At 71.5% G+C, this 20,217-nt stretch carries 21 protein-coding genes; 11 read left to right on the top strand and 10 right to left on the bottom strand.

Annotated elements, in window-relative coordinates; translation table 11 throughout:
- Nucleotides 1–849 (bottom strand): hypothetical protein (locus tag VFC33_05280; GenBank protein HZR12645.1); only part of this gene is annotated, 849 nt, incomplete at its 3' end.
- A gap of 158 nt (nt 850–1,007) precedes the next feature.
- Complete coding sequence (locus tag VFC33_05275; protein HZR12644.1) at nt 1,008–1,463, bottom strand: universal stress protein; 456 nt, start codon at nt 1,461–1,463, stop codon at nt 1,008–1,010.
- Nucleotides 1,464–1,657: 194 nt separating this feature from the next.
- Here VFC33_05275 and VFC33_05270 point away from each other — a divergent pair, with 194 nt between their 5' ends.
- The 3 genes from VFC33_05270 (at nt 1,658) to VFC33_05260 (ending at nt 4,995) form a co-directional block, all read left to right on the top strand.
- On the top strand, nt 1,658–3,307 hold the full coding sequence (locus VFC33_05270) for an alpha/beta-hydrolase family protein (GenBank protein HZR12643.1): 1,650 nt from the start codon (nt 1,658–1,660) through the stop codon (nt 3,305–3,307).
- Nucleotides 3,249–4,004 (top strand): CPBP family intramembrane glutamic endopeptidase, encoded by a 756-nt coding sequence (locus VFC33_05265; protein ID HZR12642.1) that lies wholly within the window; start codon nt 3,249–3,251, stop codon nt 4,002–4,004. Before VFC33_05270 ends, VFC33_05265 begins: the two co-directional genes overlap by 59 nt.
- A gap of 70 nt (nt 4,005–4,074) precedes the next feature.
- Nucleotides 4,075–4,995 (top strand): DUF5996 family protein, encoded by a 921-nt coding sequence (locus VFC33_05260; protein ID HZR12641.1) that lies wholly within the window; start codon nt 4,075–4,077, stop codon nt 4,993–4,995.
- Nucleotides 4,996–5,082: 87 nt separating this feature from the next.
- Here the strand turns inward: VFC33_05260 and VFC33_05255 are convergent, their stop codons facing one another.
- Genes VFC33_05255 through VFC33_05245 form a run of 3 tightly spaced genes read right to left on the bottom strand, consistent with a single transcriptional unit; the run spans nt 5,083 to nt 8,508 of the window.
- Nucleotides 5,083–6,351 (bottom strand): amidohydrolase family protein, encoded by a 1,269-nt coding sequence (locus VFC33_05255; protein HZR12640.1) that lies wholly within the window; start codon nt 6,349–6,351, stop codon nt 5,083–5,085.
- 31 nt (nt 6,352–6,382) lie between these two features.
- A complete protein-coding gene (locus tag VFC33_05250; protein HZR12639.1) occupies nt 6,383–7,210 on the bottom strand; it encodes an SDR family oxidoreductase in 828 nt (275 codons plus the stop codon).
- The gene (locus VFC33_05245) at nt 7,207–8,508 is read right to left on the bottom strand and encodes a cytochrome P450 (protein HZR12638.1); all 1,302 of its coding nucleotides are present in this window, start codon (nt 8,506–8,508) and stop codon (nt 7,207–7,209) included. Before VFC33_05245 ends, VFC33_05250 begins: the two co-directional genes overlap by 4 nt.
- Before the next feature lie 131 nt (nt 8,509–8,639).
- On the opposite strand from VFC33_05245, the gene VFC33_05240 reads away from it, so the two are divergent.
- From VFC33_05240 to VFC33_05225, 4 genes are read left to right on the top strand one after another with little or no spacing between them, the layout of a single operon-like run.
- Complete coding sequence (locus VFC33_05240) at nt 8,640–9,440, top strand: SDR family oxidoreductase (GenBank protein ID HZR12637.1); 801 nt, start codon at nt 8,640–8,642, stop codon at nt 9,438–9,440.
- Nucleotides 9,441–9,465: 25 nt separating this feature from the next.
- Complete coding sequence (locus VFC33_05235) at nt 9,466–10,572, top strand: amidohydrolase family protein (protein ID HZR12636.1); 1,107 nt, start codon at nt 9,466–9,468, stop codon at nt 10,570–10,572.
- Nucleotides 10,569–10,961, top strand: a complete 393-nt coding sequence (locus VFC33_05230) for a VOC family protein (protein ID HZR12635.1) — start codon at nt 10,569–10,571, stop codon at nt 10,959–10,961. The genes VFC33_05235 and VFC33_05230 overlap by 4 nt, the downstream gene beginning before the upstream one ends.
- Nucleotides 10,958–12,475: an NAD(P)/FAD-dependent oxidoreductase gene (locus tag VFC33_05225; GenBank protein ID HZR12634.1), complete on the top strand. Its 1,518-nt coding sequence runs from the start codon at nt 10,958–10,960 to the stop codon at nt 12,473–12,475. Before VFC33_05230 ends, VFC33_05225 begins: the two co-directional genes overlap by 4 nt.
- A 69-nt stretch (nt 12,476–12,544) precedes the next feature.
- Here the strand turns inward: VFC33_05225 and VFC33_05220 are convergent, their stop codons facing one another.
- Nucleotides 12,545–13,399 carry a patatin-like phospholipase family protein gene (locus tag VFC33_05220; protein ID HZR12633.1) on the bottom strand — a complete coding sequence of 285 codons (855 nt, stop codon included), beginning with the start codon at nt 13,397–13,399 and terminating at the stop codon, nt 12,545–12,547.
- 54 nt (nt 13,400–13,453) lie between these two features.
- On the opposite strand from VFC33_05220, the gene VFC33_05215 reads away from it, so the two are divergent.
- The gene (locus tag VFC33_05215; protein ID HZR12632.1) at nt 13,454–14,959 is read left to right on the top strand and encodes a hypothetical protein; all 1,506 of its coding nucleotides are present in this window, start codon (nt 13,454–13,456) and stop codon (nt 14,957–14,959) included.
- Between the two features lie 12 nt (nt 14,960–14,971).
- Here the strand turns inward: VFC33_05215 and VFC33_05210 are convergent, their stop codons facing one another.
- From VFC33_05210 to VFC33_05195, 4 genes are all read right to left on the bottom strand, one after another.
- Complete coding sequence (locus VFC33_05210) at nt 14,972–15,814, bottom strand: aldo/keto reductase (protein ID HZR12631.1); 843 nt, start codon at nt 15,812–15,814, stop codon at nt 14,972–14,974.
- 28 nt (nt 15,815–15,842) lie between these two features.
- On the bottom strand, nt 15,843–16,700 hold the full coding sequence (locus tag VFC33_05205) for a methyltransferase domain-containing protein (protein HZR12630.1): 858 nt from the start codon (nt 16,698–16,700) through the stop codon (nt 15,843–15,845).
- 86 nt (nt 16,701–16,786) lie between these two features.
- A complete protein-coding gene (locus tag VFC33_05200) occupies nt 16,787–17,710 on the bottom strand; it encodes a hypothetical protein (protein HZR12629.1) in 924 nt (307 codons plus the stop codon).
- Between the two features lie 96 nt (nt 17,711–17,806).
- Nucleotides 17,807–18,280 carry a VOC family protein gene (locus VFC33_05195; GenBank protein HZR12628.1) on the bottom strand — a complete coding sequence of 158 codons (474 nt, stop codon included), beginning with the start codon at nt 18,278–18,280 and terminating at the stop codon, nt 17,807–17,809.
- Nucleotides 18,281–18,408: 128 nt separating this feature from the next.
- On the opposite strand from VFC33_05195, the gene VFC33_05190 reads away from it, so the two are divergent.
- The 3 genes from VFC33_05190 to VFC33_05180 are packed head-to-tail and all read left to right on the top strand — an operon-like array spanning nt 18,409 to nt 20,167.
- Complete coding sequence (locus VFC33_05190) at nt 18,409–19,083, top strand: response regulator transcription factor (GenBank protein HZR12627.1); 675 nt, start codon at nt 18,409–18,411, stop codon at nt 19,081–19,083.
- Entirely contained in the window at nt 19,080–19,763 is a 684-nt protein-coding gene (locus tag VFC33_05185; GenBank protein HZR12626.1) for a HAMP domain-containing protein, read from the top strand. Before VFC33_05190 ends, VFC33_05185 begins: the two co-directional genes overlap by 4 nt.
- Nucleotides 19,760–20,167: a hypothetical protein gene (locus tag VFC33_05180; protein ID HZR12625.1), complete on the top strand. Its 408-nt coding sequence runs from the start codon at nt 19,760–19,762 to the stop codon at nt 20,165–20,167. The genes VFC33_05185 and VFC33_05180 overlap by 4 nt, the downstream gene beginning before the upstream one ends.
- Nucleotides 20,168–20,217: the final 50 nt, after the last annotated feature.

The raw sequence follows: 20,217 nt of genomic DNA, 5'->3' as shown, positions 1-20,217 counted from the left end.
CGTCACGGCACCGCGGTGCACGCGGACGGTCGCCGGTACGCCCGAGACCTTCAGGTAGTAGGTGTTCGGCAGCAGGGCGCCGTAGTACGCCGCTCGGAACACGGTCTGCGCCGCAGCCATCACGGCAACCGGGACCGCGGTGGCGACAACGCAACGACGTCTGGCAGCAGGGTCGACCGAGATCGCGACGAACCCGAGGACGATCACGGCCAGGACCGCGAAATCGTCACGGGTGAGGACGCCCGCGCCCAACAGGACACCGAGCCAGACGGCGCTCCGAGCCGACGGCTCGTCGCGCAGGCGGAGCGCGAGGATCGCGGCGCCGGTGACGATCACCGCCTCCGCGCCGACCTCCATCCCGCGCAGCGTCCACGCCGTGAGCGGGTAGTAGAGCGCGACGACCCAGCACACGGCGACCGGGACTCTGCTGTGCGGAGCGGAGAGTCGGCGCGCGAGCACACCGCACAAGACGACCTCGGCGGCGAGCAGCACGGCGCCGATCGCCATGACGGGGAGCGAGGCGAGGCGGTCGGGGAGCGGGACGAGATGCGTGACCGCCATGAGGACGGTCCACAAGAAGTTCGTGTAGCCCTCGACCGGTGGCCGTCCGGCGTTCCAGACGAGCCCGTGACCGTGCGCGAGGTTCCGCGCGTAGCGCATGGAGATCATCGCGTCGTCGAACAGCGTGAACAGCACGCCGTCGCGTCCCGTTGCGACCGTGCGCGCGACGAACACGACCGAGAACACGAGTGACGCGACGACCGGCAGACGCGTCCACGCGCGCGAGACACGGCGTTGCGAGATCGGTACCGCCGCAACCGTCTCCGGCGGGCTCAGCGCGCCGACCACAGCGAGCCGAACGCTAGACCGAACGCGTGCGCGCCCCTCGGCTTCTCGCCGAAGATGTGAGGACTCTCATATTCGTTCGGAACGCGCGGTTCGACGGAGGGTCAACGGTGCCCGTCGAGCGCGCTGACGATGACGCTCGTCACCCGCCCGCGTGCCGATCAATCGTCGGGCGAGGTCACGAGGACGGGACACGGCGCGTTGCGGATCACGTGGTCCGACACCGAGCCGAGCAACGCGCGCTTGAGCCCACCCCGACCCCGCGACCCCATCACCAGCACACGGGCGGGGAGCTCAGCGGCGAGCGCGCAGAGCGCCGGACCCGGCGCGCCATTCACGACGCGGATCTTCGCGCCGTCGAGCGAGAGCCGGCCGACGGCGTGTTCGGCGATCTTCCGACCGATCGCCTCACGGTTGCGGTCGAGCTCGTGCAGCTCCTCGGGCGAGATGACACCGCCGGCGAAGCCCGTTCCCGTCACCAGTGTCGGATCGCTCGGCTCGATGACGGTGGCCACGAGCACGGGCGGCGCGGGCTGCAGCACCGCGAGACCCGCCGCGACGGCGCGTTCGGACACGTCGGATCCGTCGACGCACAGCATCGTGATCGCAGCGCTCATCGTGTATCCCTCTTCCGGGTGTTCCGGGTGCGGTGCACAGCAGCACGCCGATGATCGCGCCGATCGCCGCGGTCGTGCCTCGGTCGTAGTGTGTGAGCGTGACGTGCGCGGACGCGCGCGCGACCGAGTCAGCCTTCCGGCCCGGGCCGACACGGCGTCGTCGCGTCACCCTGAGGTCGAGGCTCGGACAGCTGGTGCGTCCGCCGACGTCGTTCGCCGGGCTGGTGGTCGGCGTGGTGTTCTTCTGGATCTCGCTCACGCCCTCGTTGCTCCCACGCTCCTCGCTGTTCCAGGGCGTGGTGAGCGGCGGGTCGGCGCTCGTCGGCTACGGCGTCGGCAGCTTCGTCGCGGCGGTGACGCGTCGCGTGCTCGTTCGACGGCGGACGCGCGAATGGCGGGAACCCCGTGCGCGTCTCGTGCCGTGGATCGTCGCGCTGGTCGCGCTCCTCGGGACCGTCGGGATGTTGTGGCAGGCGCAGCGGTGGCAGAACGAGCTTCGCTCGCTGATGGGCATGGAGCCGGCGTCGGCGTTCCTGGAGCTCGGCGTCGTCGTGCTCACGATCGTCGTGTTCGGGCTCGGGCTGATCATCGCTCGCGTCCTGCGCTCGTTCGGTCGCGTCGTGGTCCGCGTGATCGACCGGTTCGCACCGCGCGCGGTGTCGCTGCCGGTCGGGATCGTCGTCGCCGCGTTGATCGTCGCCGGCTTCGTGCAGGGCGTGCTGCTGCGCGGCGCCGTCGCGCTCGTCAACGAGACGTCGTCCGTCGCGAACCGCGGGACGAACGAGGGCAGCCACCGACCGACGTCGGCCGAACGGTCGGGCGGGCCGGATTCGCTCGTCACGTGGTCCTCGCTCGGGCGTGAAGGGCGGGCGTTCGTCGGTCAGGGTCCGTCGCTCGCGCAGCTCCGCGCGTTCGACGGCCCGGGGTGCTGCACGGAGCCCGTCCGGGTGTACGTCGGCCTCGAGTCCCCGGGATCGGTGCGCGATCACGCGCAGCTCGCGGTGCGCGAGATGGAACGGACGGGCGCGTTCGGACGCGCGGTCGTCGGGGTGTTCGTCGCGACGGGGAACGGCTGGATCAACCCCAAGGTCGCCGACGCGCTCGAGTACCTGTACGGCGGTGACACGGCGGAGGTCTCGCTCCAGTACTCGTACCTCCCCAGCGCGGTGTCGTTCCTCGTCGACCAGACGAAGGCCGGTGACGCCGCGAAGGACCTCGTCGACGCGGTGCTCGCGCACGTCGACGGCATGCCGGCCCAGCAGCGCCCCCGCGTCCTCGTGTACGGCGAGAGCCTCGGCTCCTACGGCATCGAGCGCGCGTTCGGGAGCCTCGGCGCGCTCCGCGCGCACGTCGACGGCGCGCTGCTCGTCGGGCCCACGTTCGCCAACCCGCTCTGGAAGCGGCTCACCGCGGGACGGGATCCGGGTTCCCCGCAGTGGCTCCCGCGGGTGCCGGCCGACACCGGCGTCTCGTTCGCGCAGAAGCCTGCCGACCTCACGGGCGTCGCCGACGCGCCGGCGGCACCGCGCGTGGTGTACCTCCAGAACGCGTCGGATCCGGTGACGTGGTGGAACGTCGAGCTCGCGTACCGGAGGCCGGCGTGGACGCGCGCGCCGCGCGCGCCGGACCGGTCACCGGCCCTGCGCTGGTTCCCGTTCGTCACGTTCCTCCAGACCGCGGCGGACCTGGCCAACTCGCTCGGTGTGCCTGCCGGCCACGGCCACTACTTCGGCGCCAACGTCGTCGACGGTTGGGTTGCCGTCGCGAAGCCCACCGGATGGACGGATGCCGACACCGCGCGCCTGCGCACGCTCGTCGCACACGTCGACACCTCGCCGAGCTGACCGCGCCAACCTGCGCCGCGCCTTCGCCGCGGCGGTCGCCATCCTCGTCGCGTACAACGTCGTGCGCGCGTTCGGCGTGCTCGGTCGCTTCAAGGACGTTGCGGCCGTCGGTCTCGCGCTCACGATGCTCGCGCTCGCTCGCTACGCAGGCCTCGGCGCGTCGGGCCTGGGGCTCGCGCGTCCAGACCTGCGCCGTGGAGCTCGGTACGGCGCGATCGTGCTCGGTGCGACGACGGCCGTGCTCGTGGTCGCGGCGGCCATCCCCGCGACGTCCGGGTTCCTCGACGACGATCGGGCCAAGGTCTCGTTTCCGAGCCTCGTCTTCGCCGTGGCCGTGTCGACGCTCGTCGTGACCGTCATCCCCGAGGAGCTCGCGTTCCGCGGCGTCCTGCTCGGTGCCGGCACCGCGCTGTGGTCGGAAGGACCCGCGGCGCTCGTCTCGTCGGCGCTGTTCGGCCTGTGGCACATCTCGCCGACCCTCGGGACCATGTCCGAGAACCACGCGACCGCGAGCGCCGCGACGACCCCGGCCGGTGCCGCGCTCGTCGTGCTCGGGTCGGTGGTGGCGACGTTCGTGGCGGGCCTCGTCTTCTGCTGGCTGCGCCTCCGGTCGCGGAGCCTGCTCGCACCGGTCCTCGCGCATCTCGCGACGAACGGCGCCGCGTTGGTGGTCGCGTGGTTCGTCGTCCGCGGCTGAGCGCGCGACGCCTACCCCGCCGTCACAGGTCGCGCGTGCACACGCCCGCACGAGACGCGACTATCGAGCCATGACGGGTGAATGGCCCTCGGTCGACTACGAGGCATGGCGCGCGACGTGCGACACCCTCCACGCGCACACGCAGGTGCTCGGCAAGCTCGCCGTCGCGCTCGCGCCGCCCGAGCCGGAGCTGCAGCACGCCGCGCTCCGCATCACCGCGCGCGGATGGGCCACGCGCCCGCTCCCGGCGCCGGACGATTCCGGTGCGTTCACGGCCACGCTCGACCTGCACGCGCACGAGGCGGTGGTCGAGCACAGCGACGGGCGCGCCGCGCGGGTACCGCTGACCCCCGATCGACCCGTCCGTGACGTGACACGCGACGTCCTCGACGCCGTCCGGCGGCTGGCCGGCGACGTCCGCATCAACCCGACGCCGCAGGAGGTCCCGTGGACGGCGCCGCTCGACGAGGACGTCGAGCACGCGACCTACGACCCTCGTCAGGTCGAGTCGTACTTCGCCGCCGCGACGCGCGCGGCGCTCGTGCTCGCGGAGTTCCGCGCGCCGTACCGCGGACGCTCCACGTCCGTGAACGCGTGGTGGGGCTCGTTCGACCTCGCGGTGAGCCTGTTCTCGGGCCTGCCCGCCGAGCCGCCGTCGTCGGACTTCATCATGCGCAACGCGATGGACGCGCAGGAGGTCGCGGTCGGCTGGTGGCCCGGTGACGCGCGCTACGGCAAGGCGGCGTTCTACGCGTACGCACACCCGGCACCGGACGGGTTCAAGAACACACCGTTGTCACCGAATGCTGCACGCTGGGACGGCGACCTCGGCGAGTACGTCCTCGACTGGGACGACGTCCGCGCCGCACCCGATCCTCACGCTGTCGCCCTCGAGTTCGCGCAGGCCGCGTTCCGCCACGCGTGCCTCGTGTGCGGATGGGATCCCGACCTGAGCGCGAGCGCCGAGGGCCGGCCACCGCCCGTCGCGTAGCGCAACCCGACGCCTTTCTGCGTCGCTCGATGTCGGAGAGCGACGTTGAACGACGCACGAACGCCGGACGCTTCCCGCGTCGCGGTCTCAGACGACGCCGATGCCGGCGGCCTCGTTGCGCTTGCGCCATTCCTCGCGCGACATGCGGGTCGTGTCGACGTCCGTCGCACGCGCCCGCAGCGCGCCGACCGTCGCGCGCTCCTTCGGTGTGTGCGCGAACGGGTCCCAGCGGAAGAACTGCGAGGCGTTCGCCCACGTGATCTTGTGGATCTCGTCGTCGGTGCAGCCCGCGCGCGCGAGCTCGTTCGCGACGAACTCGGGCGACTCGGGCCACGTCGTGTCGGTGTGCGGGTAGTCGCACTCCCACGCGATCACGTCGAGCCCGATCTCGTCGCGCAGCTTGAGCCCCGACGGGTCCGTGATGAAGCACGCGAGGAAGTGCTCGCGGAACACGTCCGACGGGAGCTTGCCGTCGCCGAAGCTGTTCCCGATCCAGGCCTGGTTCTGGAAGTGGCGGTCGACGCGGTCGAGGTAGAACGGGATCCAGCCGATCCCGCCCTCGGACAGCGCGACGCGCAGGCCGGGGAACCGCCGGAGCGTCGGGCCGAAGAGCAGGTCCTGCGCGGTGAGCATCGTGAGCTGCGACGGGACGACGATCCAGTGGTCGACGGGCGCCTCGGGCGCGAGCTTGACGATGTCCCACGCGCCGCCGATGTGCAGGCACAGGACCATGTCGTGGTCGACGAGCGCCTGCAGCATCGGGTCCCAGTGGCCCGACAGGAAGCTCGGGTGGCCCTGCGCGTGCGGCGCCTCGAGGAAGCTGATGGCGCGGAAGCCCCGCTTCGCGATGCGGTCGATCTCCTTCACCGCGAGGTCGACGTCCCACATCGGGACGATCCCGAGCGGGATGAACCGGTCGGGATACGGGCCGCACCACTCCTCGATGTGCCAGTCGTTGTACGCCTGGAGCATCACGAGCGAGAGCTCCTTGTCGACGGCCTCGTTGAAGGTCCTCGCGTTGAAGCCGGCCATCGTGGGGAAGCACATCGACGCGAGGACGCCGTTGACGTCCATGTCGCGGACGCGCTGGTGCACGTCGAAGCATCCGGGGCGCAGCTCGGAGAACGCGCCCGGCTCGAAGCCCCATTCCTCGCGTGGCCAGCCGACGGTCGCGGCCATGCCGAACGGTGTCGAGGTCGCCTGGCCCTGGAACACCCACTGGTCGACCCCGGCGTCGTTCTTCACGACCTTGGGGACCTCGTCGCGCCACTTGGCCGGCACGTGACGCTCGTACATGTCGGGCGGCTCGATGACGTGGTCGTCGATGCTCACCAGGATCATGTCGTCGGTCCGCACGGAGGCTCCTCTCGTCACGCGCCGGTGCCGGTCATTGTCGTCCGCTGAAGTCCACCTGGCCGGTCGCGAGCGCCGCGCCGAACCCGCCGTCGATGTCCAGGTTGACACCGTTGACGTAGGCCGCGGCGGGCGAGCCGAGGAACGCCAGCACCGCCGCGACCTCCTCGGGCGCGACGGCGCGGCCGTTCATCTCGCGGATGTTCCAGTCCACGATCTTGTCACTCGTCGTCTTGCGGAAGTCCGGCAGCAGGGGCGTGTCGATCGGGCCCGGGCAGACGGTGTTCGTGCGCACGCCGCGCCGCATGGTCGGTCGCGAGGAGCGCAACGTGTAGACCTCGACGACCTCCTTCGAGAAGTTGTAGGGGCCCTGGCCCAGCGTCTCGCGGTTGGCGTCGAACCAGTCGAGCGCGGGCGACCAGCCCGTGTCGCGCACGTCGATGTCGAGGAGCTCGCCGATCTGCTGCACGCGCTTGCGCCAGAGGTTGCCGGCGAGGGACGCGGTGTTCACGATCGCGCCCCCGGGCGGCATGCGGTCGAGCAGCCCCTCCGACAGCGTCCGCAACGCGAGGTAGTTGACCGCCAGGACCGTGTGCGGTGGCTGCGTGTCGGCGACGCCGGCGTTGTTGAACAGCGCGTGGACCGGGCCGTCGACGCGCGCGATGGCGTCACGCACGGCCTGCTCGTCGGACAGGTCGACGGGGAGGAAGGTGTCGTGCGGCCCGCTCGGCTCGTCGCGATCGAGCACCGTGACGTGCCCGACGTCCAGGTCGGCCAGCACGTCGAGCAGCGCGGCGCCGACGCCGCGCGCGCCGCCGGTGACGACGACGCGCCGGTCGCGGTAGCCGAAGCGGGCGCTCACGACGCGACCGGCGTGAACTCGAGGTGCAGCTGCTCGAGGCCGCGCAGCATGTAGATCGGCGTGTACGCGTAGTGCCGGTCGCCAGGTGGACCGTGCTCCGCCTCCGAGACGCGGATGTCCGCCATGCGGTCGAGCAGGCGCTCGAGGCTCACACGGCCCTCGGCGCGCGCGAGCGGCGCGCCCGCGCAGGCGTGGATGCCGAACCCGAACCCGACGTGCTGACGGCCGTTCGGGCGGTCGAGACGCAGCTCGTCGGGCGCGTCGAACTGGCGCGGATCGCGGTTCGCGGCCCCGGTGAGCAGCATCAGCGTCGTTCCCGGCGCGATCTCGACGTCGCCGACCTTCGCCGCGCGGCGCGCGAGCCGGAACGTCGACTGGATCGGGCTCTCGAGGCGCACGACCTCCTCGACGAGGTTGGGGACGAGCTCGCGGTCGTCACGCAACCTCTGTTGCAGCTCGGGACGCTCGCCGATCCAGCGCATCGCGGTGCTCAGCATCCGTGCCGTCGTCTCCTGACCGGCGGCGAAGAGGTTCGCGGCGATCAGCATGACGTCGTGCACGTCGGGGAGCGTCCCGTCGGGGAACGTCGCCGTCGCGAGCTGCGTCATGACGTCGTGGCGCGGCGCCCGTCTGCGGTCCTCGATGTACTCGGTGAAGCGGTCGTACAGGAACCCGAGCGGCTTGTGCTGGATCGGCGAGTTGACGGGCCGCTGCTCGCCCTGCAGCTGCTCGCGAAACGTCGCGTGGTCCTCTTCCGGGACGCCGAGGAGGTCCGCGATGACGAGCAGGGTGAACGCGTTCGCGTAGTCGTGCACGAACTCGCACCGACCGGACGACAGGAACTCGTCGATATGGCGGTCGGCCAGCCGCCACATGAACTCCTCGTTCTCGCGCAGGCGCTTCGGCGTGATGAGGCGCATGAGCAGCCCGCGGTGCGCGGTGTGCCGCGGCGGGTCGAACGAGGGGAGCTGGTCGCTGAACGGGAGCGTGTCGCGGTACTGCTCGATGATCTCGCCGATGTCGTCCCCATCGAGCGGAACTGGGAAGCGCGCGAACGGGCCGCCCACGGTGTTGCAGCTCGAGAACGTCGCCGGATCGGTGAAGACCGAGATCGCCTCGTCGTACCCGGTCACCATGACGACGCCGCGGTGCGGCTCGCGCCACACCGGGCCGTGCGCGCGCACGTACTCGTAGTACGGGTACGGGTCCTGGTAGAGCTCGCGCGCCCGGAAGAAGTCGATGCCGTCGAAGTCGCGGCCGTCGAAGTCGCGGCCGTCGAGGTTCGTCGCCTCCGTCATGCCGGTGACACTACCGTTAGTAATCCCCGCCGCGCACGGGCGTTCCGGCGGCGTGGTTGCTCGCTCGATGGTACCGTCCGCTGACACGACTGTTATCTGACGGCCGCCGTCGCCGACGAGGGGAGCAGCGCATGTCGGCAGGTCCCGAGCTCGCCGCGAAGGTCGCCATCGTCACCGGCGGCGCCAGCGGCATCGGCCGCGGCATCGCCGAGCGCTTCGTCGAGGCCGGTGCGAGCGTCGTCATCGCGGACGTCGACCCCGACCGGGGCGACGCACTCGCCCAGCAGCTCGGCCCGGCCGCGTGCTTCCAGCGGACCGACGTCGCGAACCCCGACGACGTCCAGGCCGCGGTCGACGCCGCGGTCGACCGGTTCGGCGGGTTGCACGTGATGGTGAACAACGCGGGGATCGGCGGCTCGTTCACGCGCTTCCTCGACGACGACTTCGGCGACTTCGACCGCGTGATGGCCGTGAACGTCCTCGGCGTGATGGTCGGCAGCCAGCGCGCCGCGCGCCACATGGCTCGCAACGGCGGCGGCTCCATCGTCAACATCACCTCGATCGGTGGGATCAACGCCGGGACCGGTGTGATGGCGTACCGCGCGTCCAAGGCGGCCGTCATCCACGTGACGCGCTCCATCGCGGTCGAGCTCGCGCGCAAGAACGTGCGCGTCAACTGCGTCGCGCCGGCGCACATCCCGACGGGCATCAACGCCGATCTCGACCAGGCCGCGATCGTCCGCGCGATGCAACCGCTGCAGCGCGTCGGATCGCCGCGCGACGTCGCGAACGCGGTCCTGTACCTCGCGAGCGACGCCGCGGCCCAGGTGACGGGCGTCGTGCTGCCCGTCGACGGGGGGACGACCGCGGGGGCGCCACCCCGGCGGGTGAAGGACCTCATGGCGCCGGGCGCGGACGCCGCGCAACGCTGACACGACGAGACGGGAGCGACGGCACATGGCGCAGGCCGAAGGCATCTACTCGTGCGACGACCACCTCGACCTCTCCGCGGTCCCACCCGACCTGTGGCGGTCGCGGGTGCGCGGCGCGGACGCCGAGCGCGCGCCGCACGTCGTCGCGCGCGAGAAGGGGTCGTTCTGGATCTGCGAGGACCGCGTGATGGGTCGCAGCGGCATCCCGCCCGGCAACCGTGAGCTGCTGAAGCGCTTCAGCGCGATCGGCCGCGCCGGCATCGACGACGACGGGTACCGGGCCGGGACCCCGAAGCTGCGGCTCGAGGACATGGACCGCGACGGCGTCACCGCGTCGGTGATCTACGGGCCGTTGTCGCTCGGCTTCCCGATCGCCGAGCCCGCGCTGCAGGAGACGTGCTACGCGGCGTGGAACGACTGGGCCGTCGAGGAGTTCAACGCGGTCGACCCCGACCGGCTGTGCGTGCTCGCGTTCCTGCCCGGTCACTCGCCCGAGGCCGCCGCCGCGGAGCTCGAGCGGTGCGCGGCGATCGGCCACCGCGGCGCGATCGTCGGCGCGTTCGACGTCGACCTCGGTGACCCGGCCTGGGACCGCCTCTGGTCGGCCGCCGAGCAGACCGGCCTGCCCGTCAGCTTCCACATCAAGGGCGGCACGTCCTCGAACCTCAGCTACCAGGTCGGCAGGTGGCAGTCGGCTGCGTTCGCGAGCGTGCTGCCACTCCAGCTCGACGAGCCGCTGGCGATCATGGTCTTCGGCGGTGCGCTCGAACGTCACCCCGGGCTGAGGCTCGTGCTCGCGGAGTCGGGCGTCGGGTGGCTGCCGTGGTTCCTCGCCCGCCTCGACGGCGAGTGGCACGCGCTGAGCGACAAGCTCGACTACGCGCCGCAGCTCGCGCCGAGCGAGCTGTTCCGCCGGCAGGTGGTCGCGACGTTCGAGGAGGAGCCGCTCGCCGCGCAGCTCGTGCCGTTGCTCGGCGCCGACTCGTGCATGTGGGCGTCCGACTACCCGCACACCGACAGCACGTTCCCGAGCTCGCGCCAGGCGATCGAGGAGTCGCTGGGCGCGTTGCCCGAGGCCGATCGCCGCAAGATCACCGCGACGAACTGCGCGCGGCTGTACTTCCCGACGTGATCCGCGGGTTCGACCACGTGTCGCTCCCGATGCGCGACGCGGACGCGACGGTCGCGTTCTACCGCGCGCTCGGATGCGACGTCGACGAGCAGCGCAGCGTCGTCTCGGTGTACGTCGGCGAGCAGATGATCAACTTCCACCGGCCCGAGGTGTGGCCGCGTGCGGAGTTCACGCTGCGGGCGCCCGCCGCGACGCCGCCGTGTGGCGACCTGTGCTTCGTGTGGGACGGGTCGGCGGACGCGTTGCGCTCGACGCTCAACCGTGTCGGTGCCGCGATCGAGGAAGGTCCCGTCGCGCGTCGTGGTGGCCGTCGTGCGGACGCAACGAGCGTGTACGTACGCGATCCGGACGGCAACCTGCTCGAGTTCATGATCTACGAGGCGCCGTGAGACCGACGGCCGAAGAGCTGTTCGGCCCGCAGCCCACGCCGCGCGTCGTGGTGGTCGGCGCGGGCTTCGCCGGCGTCGCGACGGGCGTCAAGCTCAAACGTGCCGGCATCGAGACGTTCACGATCTACGAGTCGTCGCTCGGGATCGGCGGCACGTGGTGGGACAACACGTATCCCGGCGCCGAGGTCGACGTCGGGTCGCATCTCTACTGCTTCTCGTTCAAGCCGCACGACTGGACGCGCACACACGCGAAGCAGCCCGAGCTCCAGAAGTACCTGGAGGAGACGGTCGACGAGTTCGGTCTGCGGCCACACCTCCGGCTCGGTGTGACGGTCGAGTCGGCCGCGTGGGACGACGACCGCCACGTGTGGACGGTGCGTCTCGACGACGGCACGGTCGACAAGTGTCACGTGCTCGTCAGCGGTGTCGGCTTCCTCAACGTGCCGCGGTACCCGGACTGGCCCGGGCTGCACGACTTCGCGGGACCGAGGTTCCACACCGCGCGCTGGGAGCACCAGCACGACCTCTCGGGAAAGGTCGTCGCGGTCGTCGGCACGGGATCGTCGGCAACACAGATCGTGCCCGCGATCCAACCCATCGTGCAGAAGCTCTACGTCTTCCAGCGCGAGCCGGGATGGGTGCTCCCGAAGGGTGAGCGCGACTTCACCGACGAGCAGCGCGCGGAGCTGGCCACGTGGTGGCGGCGCGTCCGCGAGCGGTACCGGCTCAAGTGGCTGCTCGAACGGAACCTCTGGCGCGGCGAGATCTACCGGGTCGGCACGAAGCGCAACCGCGCTCGAGAGGAGGTGTGCCGGCGGTACATCGCGCGGCAGTTCGAGGACCGGCCCGACCTGCGGGACGCCGTGACGCCGAAGTACCCGTACCCGGGGAAGCGGCCCGTCCTTGCGAGCACCTTCTATCCCGCGTTGAAGAAGGAGAACGTCGAGCTCGTCCCGCGCGCGGTGTCGTCGGTGACGCGGACGGGGATCGTCGACGCCGACGGCGTCGAGCGCGCCGTCGACGTCCTCGTGATGGCGACGGGCTTCCAGCCCGCGAACTACCTGGCGCGCCTCCCCGTCGTCGGGCGCGACGGGCGGACGTTGCAGGAGCACTGGGCCGGCGAGCCTCGCGCGTACCTCGGCATCACGGTTCCCGGGTTCCCGAACTTCTTCATGCTCTACGGACCGGGCACCAACGGCGGCGAGATCGTGTCGATGCTGGAGGCGCAGGCGTCGTACGCCGTGCGCGTCGTGAAGCGGATGGTGCGTGAGCGCGTGACCGCGGTGGACGTGCGACCGCGCTTCGAGGCCGCGTGGTACCGCTGGCTCCAGTCGCGGATGGAGGGCACGTCGTGGGCGGTGACGAGCAACTACTTCAAGTCGCCGACCGGGAAGGTCGTGACCCAGTGGCCGTACGGCAACGCGCTCTACGTGGTGATGACGAAGCTGCTGGGCCGCGTCTCCGAGACGACGCGCCGTCGCGCCGCACCCCCCGGGACGACGACGTTTCATTGAAACGTGAGTACCGCGGAGCAACGGAAATCGCTCAATGAGACCGCGGGCGGCGCGCCACGGGGCGCGACGTCACGGTGAGCCGTACAGGCCCGGACCGTCGACGTGCGTCGCGTCGAGGAACGCCGACGCCGCGTCGTACGCACCGGCGACGAGCATGTCCGTCTTGCCGAAGTCGAGCGGCGACACGGACTGCGCGGCCGGACCCGGGAGGTAGACGACCGGGACGTGCACGGCGGCGAGCGGCGCTTCGAGGACTGCCTGCCGCCGCATGACGCACAGCACGGTGAAGAGGATCGTCTCCGCGAACGTCGCGGGCGGCGGCGGGACGTGGCCCGGGAAGCTGCAGTCGAGCACCACGAGCGTGCGCGCGCCGCGTGCGATCGCCTCCCGGAGCGGCACGTTGGCGACGATGCCGCCGTCGTAGAGGCGCCGTCCGTCACGGAAGATCGGCGGGTAGATCGCGGGGATCGCCGCGCTCGCGAGCAACGCCGGGAGCAGCAGGCCGTCGTCGAGCACGACCGGCTCGGTCGTGGCGACGTCCATCGCGGTCGCGGCGAACGGGAGCGCGAGGTCGCCGAACGTCGTCGTCGCGCCGAGGTGCTCGGCGATCACCTCAGCGAGCCCGCTGTTCGGGAACAGGTGGTCGCGTGTGCGTTCGAGCGTGATCGCCTCGCCGAGCCAACCGCCCGGGAAGACGCGCTCGCGCGTCATCGCCGACCAGACCGACGCGAGACGGTCCGGTGCGCGTTCGGGTTCGAGCGCGAGGGCCGCGCCGTTCACCGACCCGACCGACGTGCCGATCACGCGGTCGGCCGTCACGCCGTGCGCCGCGAGCGCACGGATCATGCCGACCTGGATCGCGCCGAGGCTCCCGCCGCCGCCGAGGACGAACGTGACGGGTCGCGGCAGCGTGGACGGATCCATCGTCACGGTCTACCCGTGAGCCGGCGGGCCCGACCGTGAGGGACGATGTCGACCATGTCGAAGGTGGTGCGCCTCGATCCTGGACGCATGCCGCGCGTGTCGACGGTCGACGAGCGGTACCAGTCCTACAACGTCGAGATGCTCGAGGTGACGGGCGGATCGTTCTGGAAGCCGTACGCGTCGCGGGCCGCGACACCGGCGGAGCGCGCGGTCGACACGCCGGCCGGGATGGATCCGGCCGCGTACGAGCACCGGCCGCCCAAGGATCTCGGCGATCGGCGTCTGCGGATGCTGGCCGCCGCGCTCGCACCTGCGTACGTCCGCGTGTCGGGAACCTGGGCGAACTCGGTCTACCTCCCCGACGCGGGCGACCGCGTCCCGGACGCGCCACCGGCCGGGTTCACCGTCGTGCTCACGCGTGAGCAGTGGGCCGGCGTCGTCGACTTCTCGCGCGCCGTCGGCGCGCCGCTGGTCACGTCGTTCGCGATCAGTGCGGGCACGCGTGACGCGCGCGGCGTGTGGACGGCGGACCAGGCGGAACGGGTCCTCGACGTCACGCGGGAGCACGGCGGTGACATCGCCGCGGCCGAGCTCATGAACGAGCCGACCATCGCGGCGATGAGCGGCGCACCGGCCGGGTACGACGGCGAGGCGTACGACCGCGACTTCGCCGTGTTCCGGGACTTCGTGCGCCGGCGGGCACCGGGGATGCTCGTGCTCGGTCCCGGCTCGGTCGCGGACAACCTCCTGCCGGAGCGCGCGCTCGACGCGGGCGCGGCCGGCTTGATCCCGACCCGCCGCCTGCTCGCCGGCGCCGGCGCGGACGTCGACGCGTTCTCGTACCACCACTACGGCGCCGCGTCCGCCCGGTGCGCGGGGATCGGCATGCCGACGACGTCACCTGCCGACGCGCTCGGCGAGGAGTGGCTGTCGCGCACGAGCGAGACGCTCGCATACTACCGGCGCATCCGCGACGAGCTCGTCCCGGGAAAGCGACTGTGGGTCACCGAGACGGCGCAGGCCGCGTGCGGCGGCGACCGGTGGGCGGCGACGTTCATCGACTCGTTCCGCTACCTCGACCAGCTCGGACGGCTCGCGAAGGACGACGTCGACGTCGTCATGCACAACACGCTGGCCGCGAGTGACTACGGGCTTCTCGACGAGCGCACGAACGAGCCGCGGCCGAACTACTGGGCCGCGCTGGTGTGGAGCCGGTTGATGGGCACGACCGTGCTCGACGGCGGGGTGCCCGTCGGCCCGGGCCTGCACCTGTACGCGCACTCCCTGCGCGGCCGGCCCGGCGGCGTGGCGTTGCTCGCGATCAACACGAGCCGCGACGACGCGGTCGACCTCGACGTGCCGATCGCGGGGGAGCGCTTCGAGCTGTCGGCCGACGAGCTCGAGAGCGCATCGATCCGCCTCAACGGCGCCGAGCTCCGGCTCGACCGCGACGAGGTCCCCGTGCTGACCGGCGCGCGCACCGACCCCGGCACGACGACGATCGCACCGTCGACGATCGTGTTCCTCGCGCTCCCGGACGCGCGCAACCCGAGCGCCTGACCGTCGTCCCGGTCAGTCGAAGAGGTGGTCGAGCGTCTCGCGCTCCTCGTCGGACAGCGTGATGTCGCGGGCCGCGACGTTCTCCTCGAGGTGCGCGACGGACGACGTGCCGGGGATCGGCAGCATGACGGGTGATCGCGCGAGCAGCCACGCGAGCGCGATCTGGTTCGTCGTCGCGCCGTGGCGCTCGGCCGCCGTCGTGAGCGGGACGCGCGCGCGGTCGAACCCGCCCGGCGCGAGCGGCGCCCACGGGATGAACGCGAGCTGCTCGCTCTCGCACCGGTCCACGATCCCGTCCGACGAACGGTCGTCGACGTTGTAGCGGTTCTGCACGCTGACGATCGGCGTCATCCGCAGCGCGCGCGTCAGCTGGTCGTCGTCGACGTTCGAGAGCCCGAGGTGACGGATCTTGCCCTCCTCCTTCAGCTCGACGAGCTGGCCGAGCGAGTCCTCGAACGGCACCGCGGGATCGGGGCGGTGCCATTGCAAGAGCGGGATCTGCTCGAGCCTCAGACGGGACAGGCTCCCGTCGACGGCGGCCTTCAGGTGCTGCGGACGACCGTCCGGCCGCCACTGGCCGGGCCCGTCGCGCACAAGGCCGGCCTTCGTCGCGATCACGACGTTCTCGGGATAGGGGTGGAGCGCCTCGGCGACGAGCCGCTCGCTCACGAACGGCCCGTACGAGTCGGCCGTGTCGATGAGCTCGACACCGAGGTCGACGGCCCGCCGCAGCACGCGGATGCAGTCGTCGCGGTCGCGGGGCTCGCCCCAGATGCCGGGCCCGGTGAGGCGCATCGCGCCGAAACCCACCCGGGAGACGTTCAGGTCGCCGCCGATGGCGAGGGAGTCGTTCATGCGTCCAGTGTCGCGTGCCGCGTCGAGGTCAGGACCTGATGAAGCGCCACGCGAGGATGAACGGGAGCCCCGCGAATGCTTCGCGTACGCCATCCGGGACTGCCGCGTACGCAGGGTTCGTGGTGATGGCGCTCTCCGGCACCGCGGCCTCACGGCATGCATCAACGACGAGCCCGGCGTCGCGCTCCTCCGTGACGTACTCGCTCACACCGTGCAGCAGGTTCGGCACGTGCCGGATGTCGAACGTCCCGGGCTCACCGGGAAACACCGCGGTGCCACCGAGCGCGACGACGATCGGATGCATGTCGGAGGTCACGACCCATCCACCTGGGCGCACGACGCGCGCGAACTCTCGGAGCACCGGCCCGAGCGCCGCGACGTGGGTGAGCGCGAGCGAGCACGTCAGGACGTCCACGGACGCGTCGTCGACGGGTAGCGCGTCGAGACGACCCGGCAGCAACTGCGAGGTCGGCAGCTTCGCGCGTGCGACGTCGAGCATCGCGTCGGTTGCGTCGACGCCCACGACGTCGTAGCCAAGGCTTGCGAGATGGGCGGCGTGGCGGCCGGTCCCGCACGCGGCGTCGAGCGCACGGCCTCGTGGCGCGCCGTCGAGCAGCGCGTGGACGATCGGCGTCTCCGCCTCGAGCGCGGGATTCGGACCGTCGTAACGGGGCGCCCACGCCGCGTAGCCCGACGCGACGTCGTGCTCGATCACCGGGATCTCGAGATTGTTCGGGAACTCGTCGAGATGTTCGACGACGCGACAGACGTCGTCGAGGCGCGGCCGCACCGCGCTCGGCTCGGTGAGACAGCGCCGCATCGCGGCGAGCCCGGACACCGCGACGAAGTACTGGGCCGCGATCATCGTGTCCCGGCGCGCGTTCATCGCCGAAGCGTAAGCACGCCAGGGCCCAGACGGCGCGTGAATATCGGCGCACGGCAGGGGCGGTCCCGCGGGACCGCGCCGCACCCTCAGCCCCGGTAGAGGAACGTCGCGACGCCGCCGACCGTGACCTCGTGCACGAGGTCGAACGTGGGGCCGAGGCTGTCGGTGAACTCCTTGATCTGGTTGTACCAGCGCGCGGGTACCTGGCGATGGGTGTGCCAGTCCTGCATGACGACGAGGGTGCGGTCCGCGAGGAAGTGCGGCGAGAGGACGCGGTACCAGGCCTCGTTCACGTCGAACGTCCGGCCGCAGTCGACGAACGCCATCTCGATCGGCCCGCCCTCCCACGTGAGCGGCGGCGCGCTGTCCCCGGCCGCACTCCCGGCGTCGGGCGTGCCGATGCGACGCGTCTGCACGTCGAGACGGTCGAGGTATGGCGTGGCGAACCGCTCGAACAGCGGACGGAAGCTCGCACCGTCGGCCGGCGCGTCGATGTCCGGCGGGAGATGCGCGTCCATCCACGAGCTGCGCCACACGAAGTCGTCGAACACCGCGACGCGCCGGCCGTCGAACTTCGGGTTCGTGCCGAGACCCTCGACGATCCGAGCGGTCGACGCGCCCAGCCACGGTCCGAGCTCGACCACCGCACCGTCACCCGCGTAGAAGCGACCGAGGTACACGTAGTAGCGCTTCTCCTCGTCGCCGATCATCGACGGGCTCTCGACGCGCTGCGGCGCGAGGTCCAGACGCAACCAGGGTGCGTCCCGTTCGAGCACGGAGCGCCGCAGCGGCTCGGAGCCCGTCCAGTCGACGATCTCGGGCCGGACGACGGGATCACGCCGCGCCGCGAGCTGGCGCCGACGACCGTCGACGTCGTAACGAAGCTGTTGCAGCAGCTGGCTCGCGCCGTTGAGCACGCGTTCGCTCGACACGACGCCGAGCGCAGCGCGCGAGCCCGTGCGCCACGCCGTCTTGGCGGCGTCCTTCACCCGGCGCTGCGGACTCGCCACCCCGTCCTCCGCGGATCGCTGGCCTGCGCGGAGTCCCATCGTTCCAGTCGTGCACCCCGATCGCCAGCGGTGGCGTCGTCGGTCGTGCCCGGGGCGTCAGTCGCCGTCGGCGGCGGCCTGCAGCGCGGCGACGTCGAGCTTCTTCATCGTGAACATCGCGCGCACGACGCGGGCGACCTTCGCGCGGTCGGGATCGTTCAGGACCTCGTTCATGACGGTGGGAACGATCTGCCAGGACAGCCCGTAGCGGTCCTTCAGCCAGCCGCACGGCCCCTCTTCGCCGCCGTCCGACAGCTTCGACCAGTAGTAGTCGACCTCGTCCTGGTCCTCGCACTCGACGACGAGGCTGATCGCCTCGTCGAAGGTGAACTCGGGCCCGCCGTTGAGCGCGGTGTAGCGCTGCCCGTCGAGCACGTAGTCGACGGTGAGGACCGAGCCCGCCGGTCGCGGTCCGGCCTCCGTGTAGTGCGTGACGTTCGTGATCCGCGAGTTCGGGAAGATCGAGACGTAGAACTCGGCCGCCTCGACGGCCTCGGTGTCGAACCACAGGTTCGGGATGATCGCGGGCATGGGTGCTCCTGTTCGTCGCCGCTTCGAACGTGTCCGGTTCCGACGATCGCACGCGCGCGAACTCATCGCGGCCACGCGGCCGGCCCGGGACGGATGACGGCCGTTCGTCGCCGTGCGATCCCGTGCGCGTGCGCGTGCTGGTGGTCGAGGACGAGCCGACCGCCGCGACCGGCGTGCAGCGGTGCCTGTCGGCCGACGGGCTCGACGTCGAGATCGTCGACGACGGCGCGGTCGCGCTCGCGCGCACCCGGGCCGACCCGTTCGACTTCATCGTGCTCGACTTCCTGCTGCCGTCGATGAACGGCTACCGGGTGTGCGAGGCGATCAGATCGGACGGGAACTGGACGCCGATCCTCATGCTCACCGCGAAGTCGGGCGAGTACGACGAGGCCGAGGGGCTCGAGCTCGGGGCGGACGACTTCCTGGTCAAGCCGTTCTCGGTGATCGTGCTCCAGGCCCGTGTCCGCGCGCTCCTGCGGCGGCCGCGCCACGGTCCCGGTGCGCTGGTGGCCGGCGACCTGCGTCTGGACACGCTGCGGCGCCGTTGCACGCGTGGCGATGTCGTCGTCGATCTGACCGCGCGTGAGACCGAGGTGCTCGCGCACCTGATCGAGCGGGCCGGTGAGACCGTCGGGAAGGCCGAGCTGCTCGACGCGGTGTGGGGGTCGGCGTTCCGCGGCGACCCGAACATCGTCGAGGTGTACGTCGCGCACCTCCGCCGGAAGCTCGACGAGCCGTTCGCGCGGCACAGCATCGAGACGGTCCGCGGCGCGGGGTACCGGCTCCGACCGGACGAACCGTGACCCGGCGCCGCCCCCGTTCGTTGCGGGCGCGCATCACGGCCGGCGCGTTGCTCGTCGTCGTCGCTGCGCTCTGCGCCGCCGCGTTCCTGCTCGTGCAGGTGCTCCAGCAACGGATGACCGCGCAGATCGACTCGTCGCTCGTCGCGAACGCCGACTTCGTCACCCGGGCGATCCGCAGCGGCGAGGCGCTGCCGCAACAGGGTCCGACCGACCTCTACGTGCAGTTCGTGACGCGTGACGGGCGCGTGCTCGGAGCCAGCAGCTCGGCCCGCGGGCTGCCCGCGCTGGCGACGGCGCGCGACGCGACGAGCGACCGCATCCGCTCGTTCCACTCACCGCGCGTCGGCGACCTGCGCGTCCTCGCGCGGCCATCACCGTCGGGCGGAGCGGTGACGCTCGTCGTCGCGCGCTCGTCGTCGAGCGTCGCCCGCGTGCGCTCGTCGATCGCGCGTGTGCTCGCCCTGATGCTCGCGGTCGGCGGCGTGCTGCTGGGCGTGCTGATCTGGGTGGTCGTCGGCCGCGCGCGGCGCCCTGTCGACGAGATGCGCCGGACCGTCGACGCGATCGGCGAGCACGACCTCGGTCGCCGCGTCGGCAAGCCGGGCACGGACGACGAGCTCGACCGGCTCGCCGAGGCGCGGAGTTCTACCCGCGGTGCCACGGCCGTCCCGTCCCGGTGATCGCGTTCCACGGGACGGCTGACCCGATCGTCACCTACGCCGGCGGCGGCCTGAACTCGGTACGGATCGCCGAGATCGACCTCTGGAAGGGCAACCCGCCGAAGAACCTCCCGGTCGACCGCGGCCTCGACGTGTCGATGGAGACGTGGGCGCTGCACAATCGCTGCGACCCGGACCCGACGGAGACGCGGATCGCCTCCGAGGTGCGGCTGCGAACGTGGCACGACTGCGCGGCCGCGACGGAGTTCTACATCGTCGACGGTGGTGGTCACTCGTGGCCCGGGAAGCCGGTGCCCGGGTTCGAGAAGCAGTTCGGCCACACGACGACGGAGATCGACGCGTCGACGCTGATCTTCCGGTTCCTGTTCGCGCAGCGGCTGCACCCGACCCACGCCGAGGACTGAGCGGAGGCCGCTCGCTGCGGCCGCGCCCGTGTGACCCGCGGCGCACGTGC

Source organism: Acidimicrobiia bacterium (assembly GCA_035651955.1).
GTDB lineage: Bacteria > Actinomycetota > Acidimicrobiia > IMCC26256 > JAMXLJ01 > JAMXLJ01.
The sequence above is the reverse complement of the archived record's forward strand: the minus strand, read 5'-3'. Positions and strand labels throughout refer to the sequence as shown.